Raw genomic sequence first — 17236 nt, 5'->3', positions numbered from 1 at the left:
CCCGGCGCTCACGTTTCCCCCGACCGGCCATGGTCGTTGGGGGAGGCGTGAACCACGAAGCGAAGAGAGCACGGGCGGGTTCGGCCGCCGTGCTGACATGGGCAGGACTACTCACCGTGCTGGCCGTACTGACCGGCTGCACCGACGGAACACCGGCCGTCCTCAACGGCAAGCCGCGTACGCCGGACGATCCGATCCGGATCGTTCCCGCGGACGGTGCCGAGGATGTCGGGGCGGACACCCGGATCCAGGTGACCGTCCCCGACGGGCACCTGGAGAGCGTGCAGGTGCGGCGGATCGAGGACGCGCAGCGGGACGAGGTGGCGGGACGGATCTCCCGGGACGGGCTGTCCTGGGCTCCCGAGCCCGGCGCGGTCCGGATCGGGCCGGCCGCGAAGTACAGCGTCGACGCGGTGGCCGTGGACGGCGAGGGGCGCCGCTCGGCCCGCCACACCACCTTCACCACCGGAATCCCCGAACATCGCTTCATCGGCTACTTCAAGCCGGAGAACCGGTCCACCGTCGGGACCGGGATGATCGTCTCCTTCTCGTTCAACCGGCCGATCACGAACCGGGCCGCCGTCGAGAAGGCCATCAGGATCACCGCCGAACCTGCGGTGGAGGTCGTGGGCCACTGGTTCGGCAAGGACCGTCTCGACTTCCGCCCCGCCCGCTACTGGAAGCCCGGCACCGAGGTCACCGTGGACGTGGGGCTGCGCGATGTGCAGGGTGCCCGTGGTGTGTACGGCAGCCAGGACAAGAAGATCGCCTTCACGGTGGGCCGGTCCCAGGTGTCCCTGGTGGACGCGGAGGAGCACACCATGGAGGTACGCCGCGACGGGGAGCTGATCAGCACCGTCCCGATCTCCGCGGGCGCCGAGAAGACGACCACGTACAACGGGAAGATGGTGGTCACCGAGATGCACGAGGTGACCCGGATGAACGGTGACACGGTCGGCTTCGGCGGTGAGTACGACATCAAGGACGTGCCGCACGCCATCCGGCTCACCGAGTCGGGCACCTTCCTGCACGGCAACTACTGGGCGTCGCACGACACGTTCGGCGAGGTCAACACCAGTCACGGCTGTGTGGGGCTGCGCGATGTGAAGGGCGGCAGCGGCGACACCCCGGCGGGCTGGTTCTTCGACCGGACGCTCGTCGGGGATGTGGTCGAGGTGGTCAACTCCCGTGACAAGAAGGTCGCTCCGGACAACGGTCTCGGCGGCTGGAACGTCGACTGGAAGCGGTGGAAGGCGGGCTCGGCCCTGCGCTGATCCCGGGGCGGTACGACGTCGGCTCCGGCCCGCTCCGGAGCCGGCGTCCCGGTCCCGCCCGCCCGCGGAACCCGGTACCCCGCGCCACCTGCGCAGGTCCCGGACGGGTTGGGACCGAATGGTGACATCCGACGCACAGACCTCCCACTCCCGGTGTGATTATCTTGCGCAATGCGTGCATGAACAGCGCGCGGGGGTGCGGGCCATGGCTGGGGCCAGGCCGTGCGAGGGGAGACGACCACATTGAACGGGCAGCCGATATCGGGGGCATCGGCCGGGGCGGGCAGGGGACGGCGCGGGCGCGGGGGCCCGGGACTCCTGGCTCTGGTACTGGGTGCGCTGCTGTTGCTGGTGACGGCTTGCGGCGGCGGGGACACCGCAGGGGGCAAGGGCGGCGCGGGCGACGGCGGGAAGGCCGGGGACACCAGCGCCTCGCAGGCGGTGGTGACCGTCGCGCCGAAGGACGGCGCCGAGTCCGTGGCGACCAGCGGAGCGCTGAAGGTCGCGGCCGAAGAGGGCAAGCTGACCACGGTGAAGGTGGCCGACCCGAAGGGCAACGCGGTCGAGGGCAAGATCGCCGCCGACGGTGCCAGCTGGACGCCGGAGCGGCATCTGGCCGCCGCCACCAAGTACACGGTGCACGCGGTGGCCAAGGACGAGAAGGGCCGTGAGTCGGCCAAGGACACCTCGTTCACCACGCTGGTCCCGCAGAACACCTTCATCGGGCAGTACACGCCGGAGAGCGGTTCGACCGTCGGCGTCGGGATGCCGGTGTCGATCCACTTCACCCGGGGCATCACGGACCCGGACGCCGTGGAGAACGCGATCAAGGTGACATCGGAGCCGGCCGTCGAGATCGCCGGCCACTGGTTCGGCAACGACCGCCTCGACTTCCGCCCGGAGAACTACTGGGCCGCGGGCACCAAGGTGACCGTGGAACTCAACCTCGACGGTGTCGAGGGACGGCCGGGGGTCTACGGCAAGCAGTCCAGGACGGTGAAGTTCACCATCGGCCGCAGCCAGGTCTCCACGGTCGACGCGAGCACGCACCGGATGAAGGTGGTCCGGGACGGCAAGGAGATCAAGGACATCCCGATCTCCGCGGGCGCCCCGGCGACGACCACGTACAACGGGCAGATGGTCATCAGCGAGAAGCTCAAGGTGACCCGGATGAACGGTGACACGGTCGGCTTCGGCGGTGAGTACGACATCAAGGACGTGCCGCACGCGATGCGCCTGTCCACGTCCGGCACCTTCCTCCACGGGAACTACTGGGGCAGCTCGGGCATCTTCGGCACGACCAACACCAGCCACGGCTGTGTCGGTCTGCGTGATGTGCGCGGCGGCTACGACGGCCAGACCCCGGCCGCCTGGTTCTTCAACAGGTCGCTCATCGGTGACGTGGTGATCGTGAAGAACTCCAAGGACAAGACGATCGCTCCGGACAACGGCCTCAACGGCTGGAACATGGACTGGTCGGAGTGGACCGAGTAGGTCCGCCGCGGACGGAGAAGTGAAGGGGCCCGGTGCTGTGACCAACAGCACCGGGCCCCTTGTCGTTAGCGTTGGTTAACCTGCTTCCCATGACGGTAACCCTCGAAGTACGCGACAACGTCGGCACGATCCGGCTGGACCGGCCGCCGATGAACGCCCTGGACATCGCCGTCCAGGACCGGCTGCGCGAGCTGGCGGACGAGGTGACCCGGCGCGACGACGTGCGCGCCGTGATCCTCTACGGCGGTGAGAAGGTGTTCGCGGCGGGTGCGGACATCAAGGAGATGCAGCAGATGGACCACACCGCGATGATCGTGCGGTCCAAGGCGCTCCAGGACTCCTTCACCGCCGTCGCCCGCATCCCCAAGCCCGTCGTCGCCGCGGTGACCGGCTACGCGCTCGGCGGCGGCTGCGAACTGGCGCTCTGCGCCGACTTCCGGGTCGCGGCGGACAACGCCAAGCTCGGCCAGCCCGAGATCCTGCTCGGGCTGATCCCGGGGGCCGGGGGGACGCAGCGGCTGGCCCGGCTGGTCGGTCCGTCCAAGGCCAAGGACCTCATCTTCACCGGCCGGCAGGTGAAGGCCGACGAGGCGCTGGCGATGGGCCTGGTCGACCGCGTGGTGCCCGCCGCCGAGGTGTACGAGCAGGCGCACGCGTGGGCCGCCCGGCTGGCGAAGGGGCCCGCGCTGGCCCTGCGCGCCGCCAAGGAGGCGGTGGACGGCGGGCTGGAGACCGACATCGACACCGGGCTCACGATCGAGCGGAACTGGTTCGCCGGTCTGTTCGCCACGGAGGACCGCGAGCGCGGCATGCGCAGTTTCGTGGAGGAGGGTCCGGGCAAGGCCCGGTTCCTCTGACCGAACGTCAGTTGGGTTGATTTTGACGGCGGTTCATCCGTGCGGGCGGATTATGCGGGCCTTAAGGCAACCTTAAGGCCCGCGTGCGCTCCGGCGCGGCAATCCCCGATCGGGGGAGCGTCCCCGCAGGTCGGCCGGGCCGATGGGGCGGACTTCATGCCTGTGGCATATGTCAAACCACCTCCCTGGAATTGGCCGTTCCGGGGGGCGGATTCCCCCGGAACGGCCCCGGGGGGCGGATTGTGCGGCCATGATGGTGGACATGGCGGGCCTGGAGGGTGTGGAACAGCCGCGACCGCGCAGCGGCGCGACAGCGGCACGGTTGACGTCGACGATCGACGACGAACAGGCGTTCAAGGTACTGGAGTTGTTCGGAAATCCGACCGAGGGCGAGGTCCGGCTCCCGTCCCGTCCGGAATCCGCGGCCACCGCGCGGCGGCTGACTTCCTGTGTGGTGCTCCGGCAGTGGGCGCTCTCCCCGCAGACCGCCGAGTTCGCCGTGCTGCTCGTCTCCGAGCTCGTCGGCAACGCGGTGCGGCACACGGGCGCCCGGGTCTTCGGGCTGCGGATGCTGCGCCGCCGCGGCTGGATCCGGATCGAGGTGCGCGACCCCTCGCGCGGGCTGCCCTGTCTGATGCCCGTCCGTGAGATGGACGTCAGCGGGCGCGGGCTGTTCCTCGTCGACAAGCTCTCCGACCGCTGGGGGGCGGATCTGCTGCCGCGCGGCAAGACCACCTGGTTCGAGATGCGGATCGCCGACCGCTGACACGCGTGACGCGCCGAAGCCCCCGGTCGGCCGTGGTGCGGCGCTGCGGGGGCTTCTGCGGGAGGCCGTGAGCTGGGGGGTGTGTTCACGGCCGCTTGTGACGACCGTGCCCGGGTCAATGGGGGTCGTGTCACCGACTATGGCAGACGGGCGACCCCGGTGCCAAAGTTGCATTTCCCTGCATTCTTTCCCAAAACGGACAGGCGGCGGGTGAATCGTAGGTGTGTTGAGTCACTCGCCTGGTATTCGGTGAATTCTTATGGCATTCGATGGATATTTCATAGATCATCCATGGGATCGGTCAATCGTTAAATATCGGGCATGGCGCCTCTACTGTGTCGGCCATGAACGGTCGCGAACCAGAGATGTGCCGCCGCGGCGCCCTGCGCGCGGGCGCCGGGGCGCTCACGGCCGGCGCTCTCCTGGCGGGCTGTGCGGAAGGCCGGGGCACCACGCCCGCCGCCGCCGACGACCCCCACGCCGCGTCCGCCGCCGGGTCCCACGCCGCCTCACCTTCCGCCTCCCCGGCGAGGAACGCGCGCGACCCCGCACCCGCCCATGCCCCGGCCCCCGCCCCACGCCGCTTCCCGGGGCAGCCGGTCCAGGTGGAGAACGGCCCCCGGTCCCGGCCCCGCGTCGCCCTCACCTTCCACGGGCAGGGCGACCCCGCCGTCGCCGGAGCCGTACTCGCCGAGGCCGAACGGGCCGGGGCCCGCCTCACCGTGCTCGCCGTCGGCAGCTGGCTCGACGAACACCCCGGCATGGCCCGCCGGATCCTCGACGGGGGCCACGACCTCGGCAACCACACCCAGCGCCACCTCGACATCAACACGATGAGCGAGAACGAGGCGTACGCGGAGATCACCGCCTGCGCCCAGCGGCTGCGCCGGCTCACCGGGTCCATCGGCACCTGGTTCCGGCCCTCGCGCGCCCGGTACGCCACCCCGCTCGTCCAGCGGCTCGCCCGCCGGGCCGGATACCCGCACGTCCTCTCGTACGACGTGGACTCCCTCGACTTCACCTCGCCCGGCGTCGCGGCCGTCACCCGCAAGGTCGCCGGGGAGATCCGCAACGGATCCGTGGTGAGCCTGCACTTCGGCTACGCGGACACCGCCGCCGCGCTGCCCCTTCTCCTCGCCGAAATCAACCGGCGCCGACTGCGCGCGGTGACGACCACGGAGCTGCTGACCTGATGCTTCCCACCACGCGCACCGCCGCCCCCACGCGCACCGCCGCGGCTGCCCCCCGGCCCTCCGCCCGCACCGCCCTGCTGCTCGGGGGCGTTCTGGTGGCCGCGCTCGCCGCCTGCGGCGGTCCCGCGGACCAGGACCGTCCCCGGGCCCGGAACACCGAGGCCGCCGCACCCGCGAAACCGGTCCGTGCCGCCACCCCGCCCGCACTGCCCGGAATGCCGCCGGTGCTCGACCCGAAGGACATCTACGCGGCCGACCGGCCGGGCAGGCTGGCCCCGGCGGTCCGGAAGTTCCCGCCCCGCGTGTACGTCCCCAACACCAGCTCCAACACGGTGTCGGTGATCGACCCGAAGACGTACAAGGTGATCGAGACCATCCCCGTCGGCAACCAGCCGCAGCACGTGGTGCCGTCCTGGGACATGAAGACACTCTGGGTCAACAACGACCTCGGCGACAGCCTCACCGCCATCGACCCGGCCACCGGGAGGACCGGCCGGACCGTCGAGGTCTCCGACCCGTACAACCTCTACTTCACCCCGAACGGCAAGTACGCCGTCGTCATGGCCTCCATGGACCGCGAGCTGGTCTTCCGCGACCCGCGGACCATGGACCGGGTCAAGACGGTCCCGGTGACCTGCGCGGGCGTCAATCACGCCGACTTCTCGGCGGACGGCAGGTACTTCATCGTCTCGTGCGAGTTCTCCGGCGAACTCCTCAAGGTCGACACGGAGCGGATGAAGGTCGTCGGTCAGCGGAAGCTGCCGCGGGCGGGCGCGATGCCGCAGGACGTCAAGCTCTCCCCGGACGGGAAGACCTTCTACATCGCCGACATGATGGCGCACGGCATGTGGGTGCTGGACGGGGAGAAGTTCACCGCCCCGAAGCTGTTGCCCACCGGCAAGGGCTGCCACGGTCTCTACGTCAGCCGCGACTCCCGGGAGATGTACATCTCCAACCGGGGCGAGGGCTCCGTGTCCGTCTTCGACTTCGCGCGGAACCGGCTGACCAAGAAGTGGCACCTGCCGGACGGCGGCAGCCCCGACATGGGCGGTGTGTCCGCCGACGGCAAGGTGCTGTGGCTGTCGGGCCGCTACGACGCCGAGGTGTACGCGATCGACACCGGCAGCGGCAAGCAGCTCGCCCGGATCCCGGTCGGCAGCGGGCCGCACGGACTCGCCGTGTACCCGCAGCCGGGCCGCTACTCGCTGGGCCACACGGGCATCTTCCGCTGATCCGGCCGCGGCGCCCCGGGCCGCCCCGCGAAGTCCCGCCGCACGGGGCGCGGCGGCGGCCCGATAATCTGACCCCGACAGTCGGCATGACGAAGGGGCGGAACAGTGGCGGACATCGAGTCGGCGCGCAAGGCATTCGAGCGGTTCGACCAGAACGGCGACGGCCTGATAACGGCGGCCGAGTACAAGAGCGTGATGGCGCAGCTGGGCGACCCCTATGTCACCGAGACGGTGGCACAGGCGGTCATCAACTCCCATGACGCCAACGGTGACGGACGGCTCACCTTCGACGAGTTCTGGGCGGCCCAGAACAAGGCGTGACCGCCGGGGGACCCCCGGCCCCGACCGGCCGGGGTCCGTCGCCGTCCACGCACCCCGGGCCGCCCGGGACCTCACGGGACAGCCTTCAGCGCGGCCAGCCGCTCAGCTCGTCGTCGCGCGGGGCCAGGACCACCGCGGGCGCACCGGGGCCGAAGCCCATGACCGGGCGGGTCGCGTCCCAGGACGGCCACCCGGGATCGCCCGTGGCGGCGAACCGTACCCACGCCGCGTGCATCGCGTCCGCCAGCTCCTGCGGGGCGTCCGGGCCGGTCAGGGCCACGGTGTCGGGGTGGGCGAGGGTGTCGAAGACGAAGCCGATCTCCAGCGCGTGGCAGGCTCCGAGACCCTGTACGGGGGAGGGCCAGCCGAACTCGAAGAGATACGTCGCCCCGGAGGCGTCCGCGCGGGCGTCGGCCAGCCGGTTCAGCGGCACCCGCAGCAGCAGGTCCGTGGCGAGCGCGCCCAGCAGCTCACCCGGCGTGGCATCCGGACGGTTGGCCCGGTAGGTGCGCGCGGTGGCGGCGGGCACCTTGAACTTCAGCAGGGCGAGCCGGAGCTTGAGCCTCCCCAGCTTCTCGATCAGACCACTGGGGACGAACCAGAGCCGGTACTCCTCGGCGGTCGTCCCCATCAGCAGATCGACATCACGGGACATGCCGTCCCGCAGCGCCTCGGCGGGGTCGCGCGGCAGCAGATCGCCGTCCACCACGATCTGGAAGGAATTCCCGCCGGTCAGCGGTGATCCGCCGCTCGTCACCGCGGTCTGCGCGGCGAGCAGCTCCGCCGGGTCCACGGCTGCCAGCGCGGCGGCCGTCGCCGGGACGCCGAGCCGTTTCGCGATCAGCTCCGTCGTACCGCGCCCGGCCTCCACGGAGAGCGCGGTGGGCGCCCCGCTCTGGAGCACCGCCCGCCGGAACAGCCCCGCCGCCCGGGGCGCGGCCAGCAGCGCCCCGATGCTTATCGCGCCCGCCGACTCACCGGCCACCGTCACCCGGTGCGGATCGCCGCCGAACGCCGCGATATTGTCCCGCACCCACTCCAGGGCCGCGATCTGGTCCAGCAGCCCCCGGTTGGCGGGCGCGTCCGGGAACACCCCGAAGCCCTCGATGCCCAGGCGGTAGTTGACCGAGACGAGGACCACCCCGTCCCGGGCGAAGGCGGCCCCGTCGTACACCGGCACCGCGCTGGAGCCGTGCAGCAGCGAACCGCCGTGGATCCACACGATCACGGGCAGCCCGGCCGGCTCCGTCGACGGAGTCCACACATTGAGGTTCAGCCAGTCCTCGCCCGGCACCTCCGGGTCCGGCAGCAGCCGGTCCAGCGGCGGGGAGTAGGGGCGCTTGGGGGCCGTCGGGCCGTAGGCCACCGTCTCCCGGACGCCCTGCCACGGCTCCGGCGGCTCCGGGGCCCGGAACCGGAGCGCGCCCACCGGCGGCGCCGCGTACGGAATGCCCCGGAAGACCGCCACACCGTGTTCCACCGTGCCGCGCACGGTGCCGTGGGCGGTGTCCGCCCGCGGGGGTATCTCCACCTTGGTCTCGGACATGGTGTGCATCAGCCCTTTCGCGGTTCGACGGCCGAGGTGCCGTGCGGATGAGGGGTGGACCGGTGATCCGATACGTACCCGTTCCGGCGCCGCGGCTGTCGTAGCGGGTACGGCCGGGCCCGGGACGGGGCGGCGGTCAGGACCTGGCGGCCGGTCCTCAGGACGCGGTGGCGGTCAGGGCCCGCTTGAGCACCTTGCCGGTCGGGCCGAGCGGCAGCCGCTCGGTGAACCGGACGATCCGCGGGTACTTGTGCCGCCCGAGCCGCTCCTTGGACCAGGCGATCAGCTCGTCCCCGGTGACCGGTGCCGCGTCCGGCCGTACCACCACGACCGCGCAGATCTCCTCGCCCCGCTCCTCGTCCGGCACCCCGATCACCGCGACCTCGCTGACCGCCGGATGCCGTACCAGGACCTCCTCGACCTCGCGCGGGTAGATGTTGAACCCGCCCCGGATGACCAGGTCCTTCTTGCGGTCCACGATGCGCAGGAAACCGTCCTCGTCCCGCACCCCCAGGTCCCCGGTGCGGAACCAGCCGTCCACGATCGCCGCGGCCGTCGCCTCCGGGTCGTTCAGATAACCAGCGAACACACAGTGCCCGCGCACCACGACCTCACCGGTCTCCCCGTCCGCCAGCAGCCGCACCTCGTCGTCCACCGCGGCGTCCGCGATCCCGATCTCCACCCCCCACACCGGATGCCCGACCGTACCGGGCCGCCGGCCCAGCTCCGGCTGGTTGAACGTCGCGGCCGGGGAGGTCTCCGTCAGTCCGTACCCCTCCAGTACCTGCGTCGAGAACGCCGCCTCGAACCGCTCCAGCACCGCCACCGGGAGCGCCGCGCCGCCCGACACGGCCGCCCGCAGGGTCGGCCCGGCCGCCGCCTCCTCGCTCTGCGCCGCCGCCTCGACCAGGGCGTGGTACATCGTCGGTACGCCCATGAAGACGCTCACGCTCTCCGCCGCCAGCGCGCTCAGCGCCCCGGCACCGGTGAAGCGCGGCATCAGCACGAGCGTCGCGCCGGCCCGTATCGTCGCGTTCATCGCGCAGGTCTGGCCGTAGCTGTGGAACAGGGGAAGGCAGCCCAGCACCACATCGTCCGGGCCGAGACCGAGCAGGTCCGTGGTGATCACGGACGCGTTCATCACGATGTTGAGATGGGTCAGCAGGGCCCCCTTGGGGCGGCCCGTCGTCCCGCTGGTGTAGAGGATCACGGCGACGTCCTCGGCCCCGGCGGGTTCGACGGCGGTCAGCGGCTCACCGTCCGGAGCCCCGTCCAGCGCCCGTACGCCCGCCATCGAGGCGGCCTGTTCGGCCAGCGGCCACAGCGGTCCCGCACTGATCAGCGCCACCGCACCGCTGTGCCGCAGCACGTACGCCACCTCGTCCGCGACGAGCAGCGCGTGCACCGGGACCACCGTCGCCCCGGCGGCCAGCGCCCCGTAGTACGCGTACAGGAAGTCCGCGGAGTTCGGCAGCAGCACCGCCACCCGGTCGCCCGGCCGCACCCCGGAGGCCCGCAGCGCCCCCGCGCAGCGCAGCGACCGCTCCCACAGCTGCGCGTAGGTGAGCCGTACCTCGCCGTCCACCACGGCGGTACGGGCCGGATACCGGCGGGCGGACTCGCCCAGGACAGAGGCGACGGTGAGAGACATGGCACGCTCCGGGAAACACGGCGTCAACACGGCTGATGCCCCCCAGAATCGGTCGTCGCCGTATCTCCGCACAATGTGCAGGTGCCCACCATCCACCCCGCTCACCTGGGCAGCGGCACCCGCAGCCGTGCGCCCGTCGCGGCATTCGCCTAATCTCGCTGTCATGGCGTCTGCACAACACCCCCGGAGCGCCCGGAGCCCGCAGGACCTGCGGCCCGGAGGCGGCGAGGACATCGGACTGCGGCGCACCCTCGCCACCGCCCTGCTGCCGGGGCTCGACGAGCTGACCCACCGGGTCGTCGACGACATCCACGCGCACAGCGGTACGTACGCCGCGCGGAACCCCGTCAGCCGCGAGGACCTGTGGCGCATCTGCCGCGACAACCTGGTCTGCGCGCTGGAGGACTTCGGCGGACTGCCGCCCACCGGCGGCGACCTCGAACACGCGGCCCGCGAGACCGGACGCCGCAGGGCCGAGCAGAACCTCCCGCTGGACACCGTGCTCCAGGCCTACCGGCGCGGCGGCCGGGTGATGTGGCAGGTCATGGCCGAGTACCTGCGCGCGGGCACCGGCCGCACACCGGGAAATCCGGAGGAGCCGGACACCGGACACGGGGGGCCGGGACACCGGGAGGCCGCCCAGGTGGACCGCCGTGATCTGGAGCTCGATGTGGCGGGTGCCGTCTGGGAGACCATCGACCGGTACTCCCTGGTCATGGCCGAGTCGTACCGGCTGACCCAGCTGGAGATGCAGGGCCGCCAGGACACCCGGCGCGTCGCACTCTTCGAGGCGCTGCTGGACGGGCGCGGCTCCGACCCGGCCGTCGCCTCGGCGGCCGCCGCCGCACTCGGTGTACCCCTGCACGACCGGTATGTGATCGTGGTCGCCGCCCAGGACCCGGCCGCCCCGCCCAATCCGGCACCGGTGCTCGACGAGCACGGCCTCTGGTCGTTCTGGCGGCCGCGCTCGGGGAGGTACGCGGGCATCGTGCGGCTGGCCGCGGGGGAGTCGGGCATGCTGCTGGAGCTGCTGCGCGAGCGGACCGGGGCGACCGCCGGGGTGTCCCCGGAGTTCGAACGGCTGGACGGGGCCGGCCGCGCCCTGCGGCTGGCCGAGCAGACGCTGCGTACGCTGCCCGCCAAGAGCGGCCGTGCGGCGGCGTTCGACGACCGGCTGACCGAGGTCCTGCTCGCCGGGCGCCACGAGATCGCCGACCGGATCGTCGCCCGGTACCTCGGCCCCGTCCTGGACACCGCGGCCGAACGCGAGGCCCTGCTCGGCACGCTGCGCGTCTGGCTGGACAACGGCTGTTCGGCGGCGCGGGCCGCCGAACTCCTCTACTGCCACCGCAACACGGTCCTCAACCGGATCGGCCGGGTCGCCGAACTCACCGGCAGATCCGCCGAGTCGGGTGAGGACCGGCTGGGGTGGGCACTGGCCCTGCGGGCCCTGCCGCTGTCGGGCACCGGCGGTGAACCGGCGCCCGACGACGGCTACTGGGAGGCATCCGCCCCGGGAGACGCCTACTTGAGGTAGACGAGCCCGTCCGTGGTGAGGGCCGGCCGGCCCTTCGTGCCGACCACCACGATCTTGACGGTGTGCTTGCCGCTGGAGGCCCAGGACTTGGTCCAGATCGCCTCGCGGTACTTGGTGGTGGAGGACCTGAGGTCCACCGTGGCCGCCTTGACGCCGTCCACGTAGACGTACGCCTGGCCGGAGGTCGAGGCCCGGGAGACCACCCAGGCGGCCGAGCGGCCGGTGAACGTCCAGGTCAGGCTGGCGTTCTTGGTGCTGCTCGCATACGACCTGCCGCCGAGATAGCTGGACGAGGACTTCGTCGACCAGGTACCGGACTTGCTTGCCGCGGACTCCTGGAGGATCACCGGAGTGCCGGTGACCGAGGCGGCCGCGGTGTTGCCGGCGCGGTCGTACGCCGTCATCCTCCAGGCGGTCGCCACGGCGGGCTTCGCCGTGTGCGAGGCGCTCGTCGTGGTCGGGCCGTAGGTCTTCGCGGTGGGGGCGGTGAGCCTGACCTCCTTGAGGGAGGCCGCGTCGGTGGCCTTCCACTTCAGTGTCAGCGGGACGGACGTGGTGCTCACCGTGCCCTTGCGCAGGGACAGGTTCGGCTTGGTGGAGAAGGCCGGCGCCGTACGGTCGGCGACCACGGTCGCGACGGCCGAGAGGCTGGTGCTCCCCGACTGGTGGGTGGCGCGGATCTGGACCCGGTGGCTGCCGGCGGCGAGTGCGGCCCCGGCGGAGACGACGTTGCCCTGGGTGGTGGCCACGGCCTTGCCGTCGACCAGGAGCTCGTACTTCGTGATGAAGGCGGCGGGAGTGGCCGCCTTCCAGCCGACGGTGATGTTCGACTTGGTGTAGTACGTGCCGCCGAAGGCGCTCGCCCCGGTCACCGACGTGACGGCGAGACCGGTGACGGGTCCGGCGGCGAGACCGCGGACGGCGGAGAGCTGTCCGTAGAGCTTCGTGCCGGGGCACTGGGTGTTGAAGCCGTCCCGGTGACCGGAGATCTGTTTGAAGGTGTAGGTGGACCCGGCGGTGAACTTGGTACCGGCGAAGTTGCCGCCCGCCGCGCCCGCCGTCAGCGTCGTCGAACCGGCCGGGTTCCCGCCGTACTGCCCGAGCTTCCAGGCGGCGATCCGGGCGACCGAGGCGGTCGCGGCGCTCGCGGCGCTCGTGTCGGTGTACATGCCGATCACGGCGATACCGGCGGTGTCGCGGTTGAAGCCGTAGGTGTGCGCGCCCTGGACCGGCCGGTCCACGCCGCCCTTACGGCCTTCGAAGATCTTTCCGCACTTGTCGACCAGGAAGTTGTAGCCGAGGTCCTTCCAGCCGTTCGACTTCACATGGAAGGCGTGCAGACCGCGCACGATGGCGGCCGAGTCGGCGCAGGAGTAGCTGTTGGTCTGCGCGGTGTGGTGGACGAACAGGGCCTTGACCTTGTTCATGTAGTCCGGCTGCTCGCTGTTGAGCGACTCGACCGCGCCCCAGCCGGCCCGGGAGGTGATCGGCGGCTGCGGGACCGTGGACTGCGGGGCGGGCGGCAGCGTCGCCGTCGGCTCGGCGGTCACGGACGGCGCTGTGGTCGGCGGCGCGGACGGCGTCTCGGACGTCGGGTCCGGTTCCGGTTCGGCACTGGGGGTTTCGGGGTCCTGGGCCGTCGCGGAGGGATCCGGAGCGGCCGTGGTCTCCGCCGGATCGGGCGACGGCGGGGTGACGGGCGGGTCCGTCGGCTCCTCGGTGGCCGCGGGGTCCCCGGTGGGCTCGGCCGGCACGAGGTCGGCGGCCACATAGGCGGCGGGTCCGGCGGCGGTGTACGCGGCCGGGGCCGAGCCCTTCCCGGGATCCACGGTGTCCAGCCGCAGGCCCGCGGGGAGCCCTGCCGACACGCCGTTCCCGGCGCTGACGCGTACCTCGACGCCGTTGGACGGGCCGACCCAGCGGGGTTCGGTGGTGCCCCGTACGCCGGGGCGGCCGGTCTCGGTACGCCCGTCGATCTCCGTGTCGAGCGGCATCCAGCCGGTCCACCGGCCCGTGACGGAGGACCGGGTACGTGCCTCGACCTCACCCGTCACCTTGGCGGCCGGGTCGGTCCAGGTGACGCCGAGCAGGCTGAACGGTTCCGCGTCGCGCTGCCGCAGGGAGGCGGAGCCGCCGTCCGCGGACACCTTCAGCGCGGTCTTGCGCACATCGACCTGTGCGGGACCGGACTTGGCGTCGGCATCCTCGCCCGAGGGGGATGTGCCGGTCACCCCCTGGAAGACCAGGACACCCGCCACGGCTGCCGTGGTGACGGCGGCCGTGGCCCATATTCTTCGCTTTGCACTCACGTGATTCCCCGGGGACGTTGGTGGACGGAACTGCGTTCCGGCAGGTCATGCGCTGTCTGGGGGAACAGCGGCTCGATCGGCCCGGCCGACGACGACCTGCGGATGTATACGCTTCAACAGTCTTCCATGCGATCATCTCTGATCTGTCCCGCCCTGTCCCACCCTGTCAGGACTCGGTCCCATCACGGTTGGGCAGGACCCGGGGTCCCCTCGGCGGGGACTGCCCGGGTCCTGTGCGCGGCATCCGCTTCCGCGGTTTCCGGAACGGCCCGCTCAGGCGGCGAAGTACTGCGACAGCGAGTTCCGTTCGTCCAGCTCCACCAGATCGGGACGGGTGTACCGCTCGGCGCGGGCGTGGTAGTCGAAGTCGCCCCGCACGAGCCCCCGGTAGTCGTGCACGCAGCGTTCCAGGGCGGCCCGGGTGGGCCCGCCGATACCCGCCGCGGCGATCTCCTCGGTCAGCTCCCGCTCCGCCCGCCGCACCCGCTCGGCGATCCGGGCCAGCTGGATCCCGGCCTCGTCCACCGCCTCCTGGAGGGTGGATCCTCGGTCCCGCTGGATGAGCCGCACGGCGTTGTGCTCGTAACCGAGCGCGGCCTCCTTCTCGAACGAGCAGATGTCATTGCAGAGTCCGGAATGATCGGTCACCGCATCACGAAGGGCGATATAGGCGGGCAGACTGCGGGCGGAATCGGGAAGGTCGATGCCCGCGGTGATCTCGTGCAGATCCAAGAACGGCTGCATGGCCACCGAATCCCGGCGGTGCTTCACGAAGTCGGCCCGGCTCGGCACCTGTCCGGCCGCCCGCTCGACGGCCTCGGCGTAGTACGTCCACAGCCAGGCGACGGTGTCCCGCCGGAACTGCCGTACCCAGTGCGGCGACCGGTCCCGGCAGGTCCGCTCGCGCAACTCCTCCAGGGCGCGCTCCATGGGGCCGCGCGGCGAAGCGCCGTCGAGCACGGCGACCAGCCGGGCGATCGCCTCCTCGCACACGCGGGGGTCACGCCCCGCCGGTCCGTCGTCGAACTCGTCGTCCACCAGGAACGCCCAGAACAGCCACTGACAGAAGAGATCGAGATGGCGCTGGGAAGCCGTGGGGAATATCAGCGAGATCCAGAGCTCGGGACGTGTCCGGAGCATCTTCTTGCGGGCCGGCGGCGCCAGGAAAAGATCATGGGATTCCGCCCACTCCCAGGCGGCCTTTCTGGTCTCCTCCATTCCCGGATTGCACCCTGTGCTCTTGAACGGCATATGAAACGTCGGTAAGGCGATCTGGCTCATTGGTGCCCCTCGTCGAAACGGAACGGGTGAACGATGCGAGCGGGAATATCACGTGATCGCGCATGGGGCCGACTCGCTGAGCGGCGGTGCGCCGGGCGCCCTCCGGTCGTGGCCAAAGGGTCACCGTGCGAGGTGGGGCGGTCATTGCTTTCCTCTTTCCTTCGCCGGGGCCGGGGGTATCGGAGCCGTGTTCAGCGTGTCGGTGGGGGCGACCGCTTCACCATGCGTGAGCCACAGTCAACCCCTTGTAAGTGATTGTGGGAACCCTATTTGTGACCGAAATTGCTTGATCGTCGCGAACGTCTGAGCGGCAATGAGCAGTTGGCGACCCCCCCCGGGAGAGCCGGCGAAGCCCGGGACGGATGGGCGCCGGCTCGTGTTATGGTCCTCCGCATGTCTACGTTGTTCGGGTGGTATCCGCGCTTTACGCCGGCTCCGGGTGGAGCCGGTGGTCACATGCGCTGATCACCGACCGAACACCCGGAGCCAGCAGGGCAGAGACGTTCGTCTCTGCCTTTTCGTCGTTGAGGCGGCTGGTAGCGGGTGATGCGGACGTAGCACCGCGGGACCGGGACCCTGCCTCGGCACAGAGACAGGATCACCCATGACCACGCCCACGACGGGCCACCCCCGCACCGACGCGCCGCGCACCAACGACCTGCGCGTCACCGGTTTCCAGCCCCTGATCGCCCCATCCGCCCTGCTCGCGGACCTGCCGCTGGGCCCTGCCCGCGCCGCGCTGGTCCAGGACAGCCGCCGCGCCGTCCGGGACGTGCTCGCCGGGGAGGACGACCGCCTGCTGGTCGTCGTCGGCCCGTGCTCCGTCCATGACCCCGCGGCCGCCCGGGAGTACGCGCGGCGTCTCGCCGCCGCCGTCGCCCCGCTCGCCGAGGACCTCTGCGTGGTGATGCGGGTGTACTTCGAGAAGCCCCGCACGACGCTCGGGTGGAAGGGCCTCATCAACGACCCCCACCTGGACGGGACGCACGATGTCCAGCACGGGCTGCGGACCGCCCGCCAGGTGCTGCTCGATGTGCTCGACACCGGCCTGCCGGTGGGCTGCGAGTTCCTGGAGCCGAACAGCCCGCAGTACATCTCGGACGCGGTGACCTGGGGCGCGATCGGCGCGCGCACCCCGGAGAGCCAGGTGCACCGCCAGCTGGCCTCGGGCCTGTCGATGCCCGTGGGCTTCAAGAACGCGACCGACGGCGTCGTGCAGCCCGCTGTTGACGGATGCCGGGCCGCCGCGGGCGAGCACGTCTTCTTCGGCCTCGACGAACAGGGCTGCGGCTCCATCGTCTCCACGAGCGGCAACCCCGACTGCCACATCATCCTGCGCGGCGGTCGCGGCGGCCCCAACTACGGCCCAGAGGACGTCCGCGAGGCCCTCGCGGTGCTGGCCGGAGCGGGGATGGGCGAACGTCTGGTCATCGACGCCAGCCATGCCAACAGCGGCAAGGACCACCACCGGCAGGCGGAGGTCGTCGTCGAGATCGCGGAGCGGATCGCGGGGGGCGAGGAGGGGATCGTCGGGCTGATGGTGGAGAGCTTCCTGCGGGAGGGTCGTCAGGAGCCGGGTCCCCTCGACACCCTGACGTACGGGCAGAGCGTGACCGACGCCTGTGTCGGATGGGAGCGGACCGAGGCGCTGCTGGGCGAGTTGGCGTCGGCGGTGCGCGGACGCCGTGCGGCGCGCCGGGATTCCGCGGCGTAAGGGCTGTCCCGTAGTCCCTGGCGGGCGCACGACGACAGCTACGGCACCTCGCCGCGTTGTC

13 protein-coding genes are annotated in these 17236 nt (G+C 71.3%); 9 read left to right on the top strand and 4 right to left on the bottom strand.

Translation table 11 applies throughout. From position 1 onward, the window contains the following. Positions 1-47: 47 nt before the first annotated feature. From ACIGJO_RS04670 to ACIGJO_RS04640, 7 genes are all read left to right on the top strand, one after another. Positions 48-1274, top strand: a complete 1227-nt coding sequence (locus tag ACIGJO_RS04670; RefSeq protein WP_399952072.1) for an Ig-like domain-containing protein — start codon at positions 48-50, stop codon at positions 1272-1274. A 243-nt stretch (positions 1275-1517) separates the two neighbouring features. Beyond that, positions 1518-2768 carry an Ig-like domain-containing protein gene (locus tag ACIGJO_RS04665; protein WP_399952070.1) on the top strand — a complete coding sequence of 417 codons (1251 nt, stop codon included), beginning with the start codon at positions 1518-1520 and terminating at the stop codon, positions 2766-2768. Positions 2769-2857: 89 nt separating this feature from the next. Continuing rightward, positions 2858-3625 carry an enoyl-CoA hydratase/isomerase family protein gene (locus ACIGJO_RS04660; RefSeq protein ID WP_399952067.1) on the top strand — a complete coding sequence of 256 codons (768 nt, stop codon included), beginning with the start codon at positions 2858-2860 and terminating at the stop codon, positions 3623-3625. A gap of 250 nt (positions 3626-3875) precedes the next feature. Then, positions 3876-4391 (top strand): ATP-binding protein, encoded by a 516-nt coding sequence (locus ACIGJO_RS04655; RefSeq protein ID WP_399952064.1) that lies wholly within the window; start codon positions 3876-3878, stop codon positions 4389-4391. Positions 4392-4735: 344 nt separating this feature from the next. Beyond that, entirely contained in the window at positions 4736-5584 is an 849-nt protein-coding gene (locus ACIGJO_RS04650; RefSeq protein WP_399952061.1) for a polysaccharide deacetylase family protein, read from the top strand. After that, a complete protein-coding gene (locus tag ACIGJO_RS04645) occupies positions 5584-6816 on the top strand; it encodes a beta-propeller fold lactonase family protein (protein ID WP_399952058.1) in 1233 nt (410 codons plus the stop codon). Before ACIGJO_RS04650 ends, ACIGJO_RS04645 begins: the two co-directional genes overlap by 1 nt. Before the next feature lie 105 nt (positions 6817-6921). Then, positions 6922-7137 (top strand): EF-hand domain-containing protein, encoded by a 216-nt coding sequence (locus ACIGJO_RS04640; RefSeq protein ID WP_399952055.1) that lies wholly within the window; start codon positions 6922-6924, stop codon positions 7135-7137. Between the two features lie 85 nt (positions 7138-7222). Here the strand turns inward: ACIGJO_RS04640 and ACIGJO_RS04635 are convergent, their stop codons facing one another. Beyond that, a complete protein-coding gene (locus tag ACIGJO_RS04635; RefSeq protein WP_399952052.1) occupies positions 7223-8683 on the bottom strand; it encodes a carboxylesterase/lipase family protein in 1461 nt (486 codons plus the stop codon). A gap of 157 nt (positions 8684-8840) precedes the next feature. Further along, the gene (locus tag ACIGJO_RS04630) at positions 8841-10334 is read right to left on the bottom strand and encodes a long-chain fatty acid--CoA ligase (RefSeq protein WP_399952050.1); all 1494 of its coding nucleotides are present in this window, start codon (positions 10332-10334) and stop codon (positions 8841-8843) included. Positions 10335-10497: 163 nt separating this feature from the next. Here ACIGJO_RS04630 and ACIGJO_RS04625 point away from each other — a divergent pair, with 163 nt between their 5' ends. Beyond that, positions 10498-11871, top strand: a complete 1374-nt coding sequence (locus ACIGJO_RS04625; RefSeq protein ID WP_399952048.1) for a PucR family transcriptional regulator — start codon at positions 10498-10500, stop codon at positions 11869-11871. Here ACIGJO_RS04625 and ACIGJO_RS04620 read toward each other — a convergent pair. Both ACIGJO_RS04620 and ACIGJO_RS04615 read right to left on the bottom strand, forming a co-directional pair. Then, entirely contained in the window at positions 11859-14180 is a 2322-nt protein-coding gene (locus tag ACIGJO_RS04620) for an N-acetylmuramoyl-L-alanine amidase (protein WP_399952045.1), read from the bottom strand. The two genes, ACIGJO_RS04625 and ACIGJO_RS04620, sit on opposite strands and share 13 nt — an antisense overlap. Before the next feature lie 273 nt (positions 14181-14453). After that, complete coding sequence (locus ACIGJO_RS04615; protein ID WP_399952042.1) at positions 14454-15431, bottom strand: terpene synthase family protein; 978 nt, start codon at positions 15429-15431, stop codon at positions 14454-14456. Between the two features lie 634 nt (positions 15432-16065). Between ACIGJO_RS04615 and ACIGJO_RS04610 the strand changes: the two genes are divergently transcribed. Further along, positions 16066-17175 (top strand): 3-deoxy-7-phosphoheptulonate synthase, encoded by a 1110-nt coding sequence (locus ACIGJO_RS04610; protein WP_399952039.1) that lies wholly within the window; start codon positions 16066-16068, stop codon positions 17173-17175. Positions 17176-17236: the final 61 nt, after the last annotated feature.

The organism is Streptomyces sp. NPDC079020, assembly GCF_044542225.1.
In the GTDB taxonomy this organism is placed as follows: Bacteria; Actinomycetota; Actinomycetes; order Streptomycetales; family Streptomycetaceae; genus Streptomyces.
This window is presented reverse-complemented; position numbering and strand designations above follow the sequence as displayed.

Coding starts and splice junctions, on each gene's coding strand:
- ACIGJO_RS04630 (WP_399952050.1), bottom strand. CDS start 10,334: ATGTCTCTCACCGTCGCCTCTGTCCTGGGCGAGTCCGCCCGCCGGTAT.
- ACIGJO_RS04625 (WP_399952048.1), top strand. CDS start 10,498: ATGGCGTCTGCACAACACCCCCGGAGCGCCCGGAGCCCGCAGGACCTG.
- ACIGJO_RS04655 (WP_399952064.1), top strand. CDS start 3,876: ATGATGGTGGACATGGCGGGCCTGGAGGGTGTGGAACAGCCGCGACCG.
- ACIGJO_RS04615 (WP_399952042.1), bottom strand. CDS start 15,431: ATGCCGTTCAAGAGCACAGGGTGCAATCCGGGAATGGAGGAGACCAGA.
- ACIGJO_RS04610 (WP_399952039.1), top strand. CDS start 16,066: ATGACCACGCCCACGACGGGCCACCCCCGCACCGACGCGCCGCGCACC.
- ACIGJO_RS04660 (WP_399952067.1), top strand. CDS start 2,858: ATGACGGTAACCCTCGAAGTACGCGACAACGTCGGCACGATCCGGCTG.
- ACIGJO_RS04635 (WP_399952052.1), bottom strand. CDS start 8,683: ATGTCCGAGACCAAGGTGGAGATACCCCCGCGGGCGGACACCGCCCAC.
- ACIGJO_RS04650 (WP_399952061.1), top strand. CDS start 4,736: ATGAACGGTCGCGAACCAGAGATGTGCCGCCGCGGCGCCCTGCGCGCG.
- ACIGJO_RS04645 (WP_399952058.1), top strand. CDS start 5,584: ATGCTTCCCACCACGCGCACCGCCGCCCCCACGCGCACCGCCGCGGCT.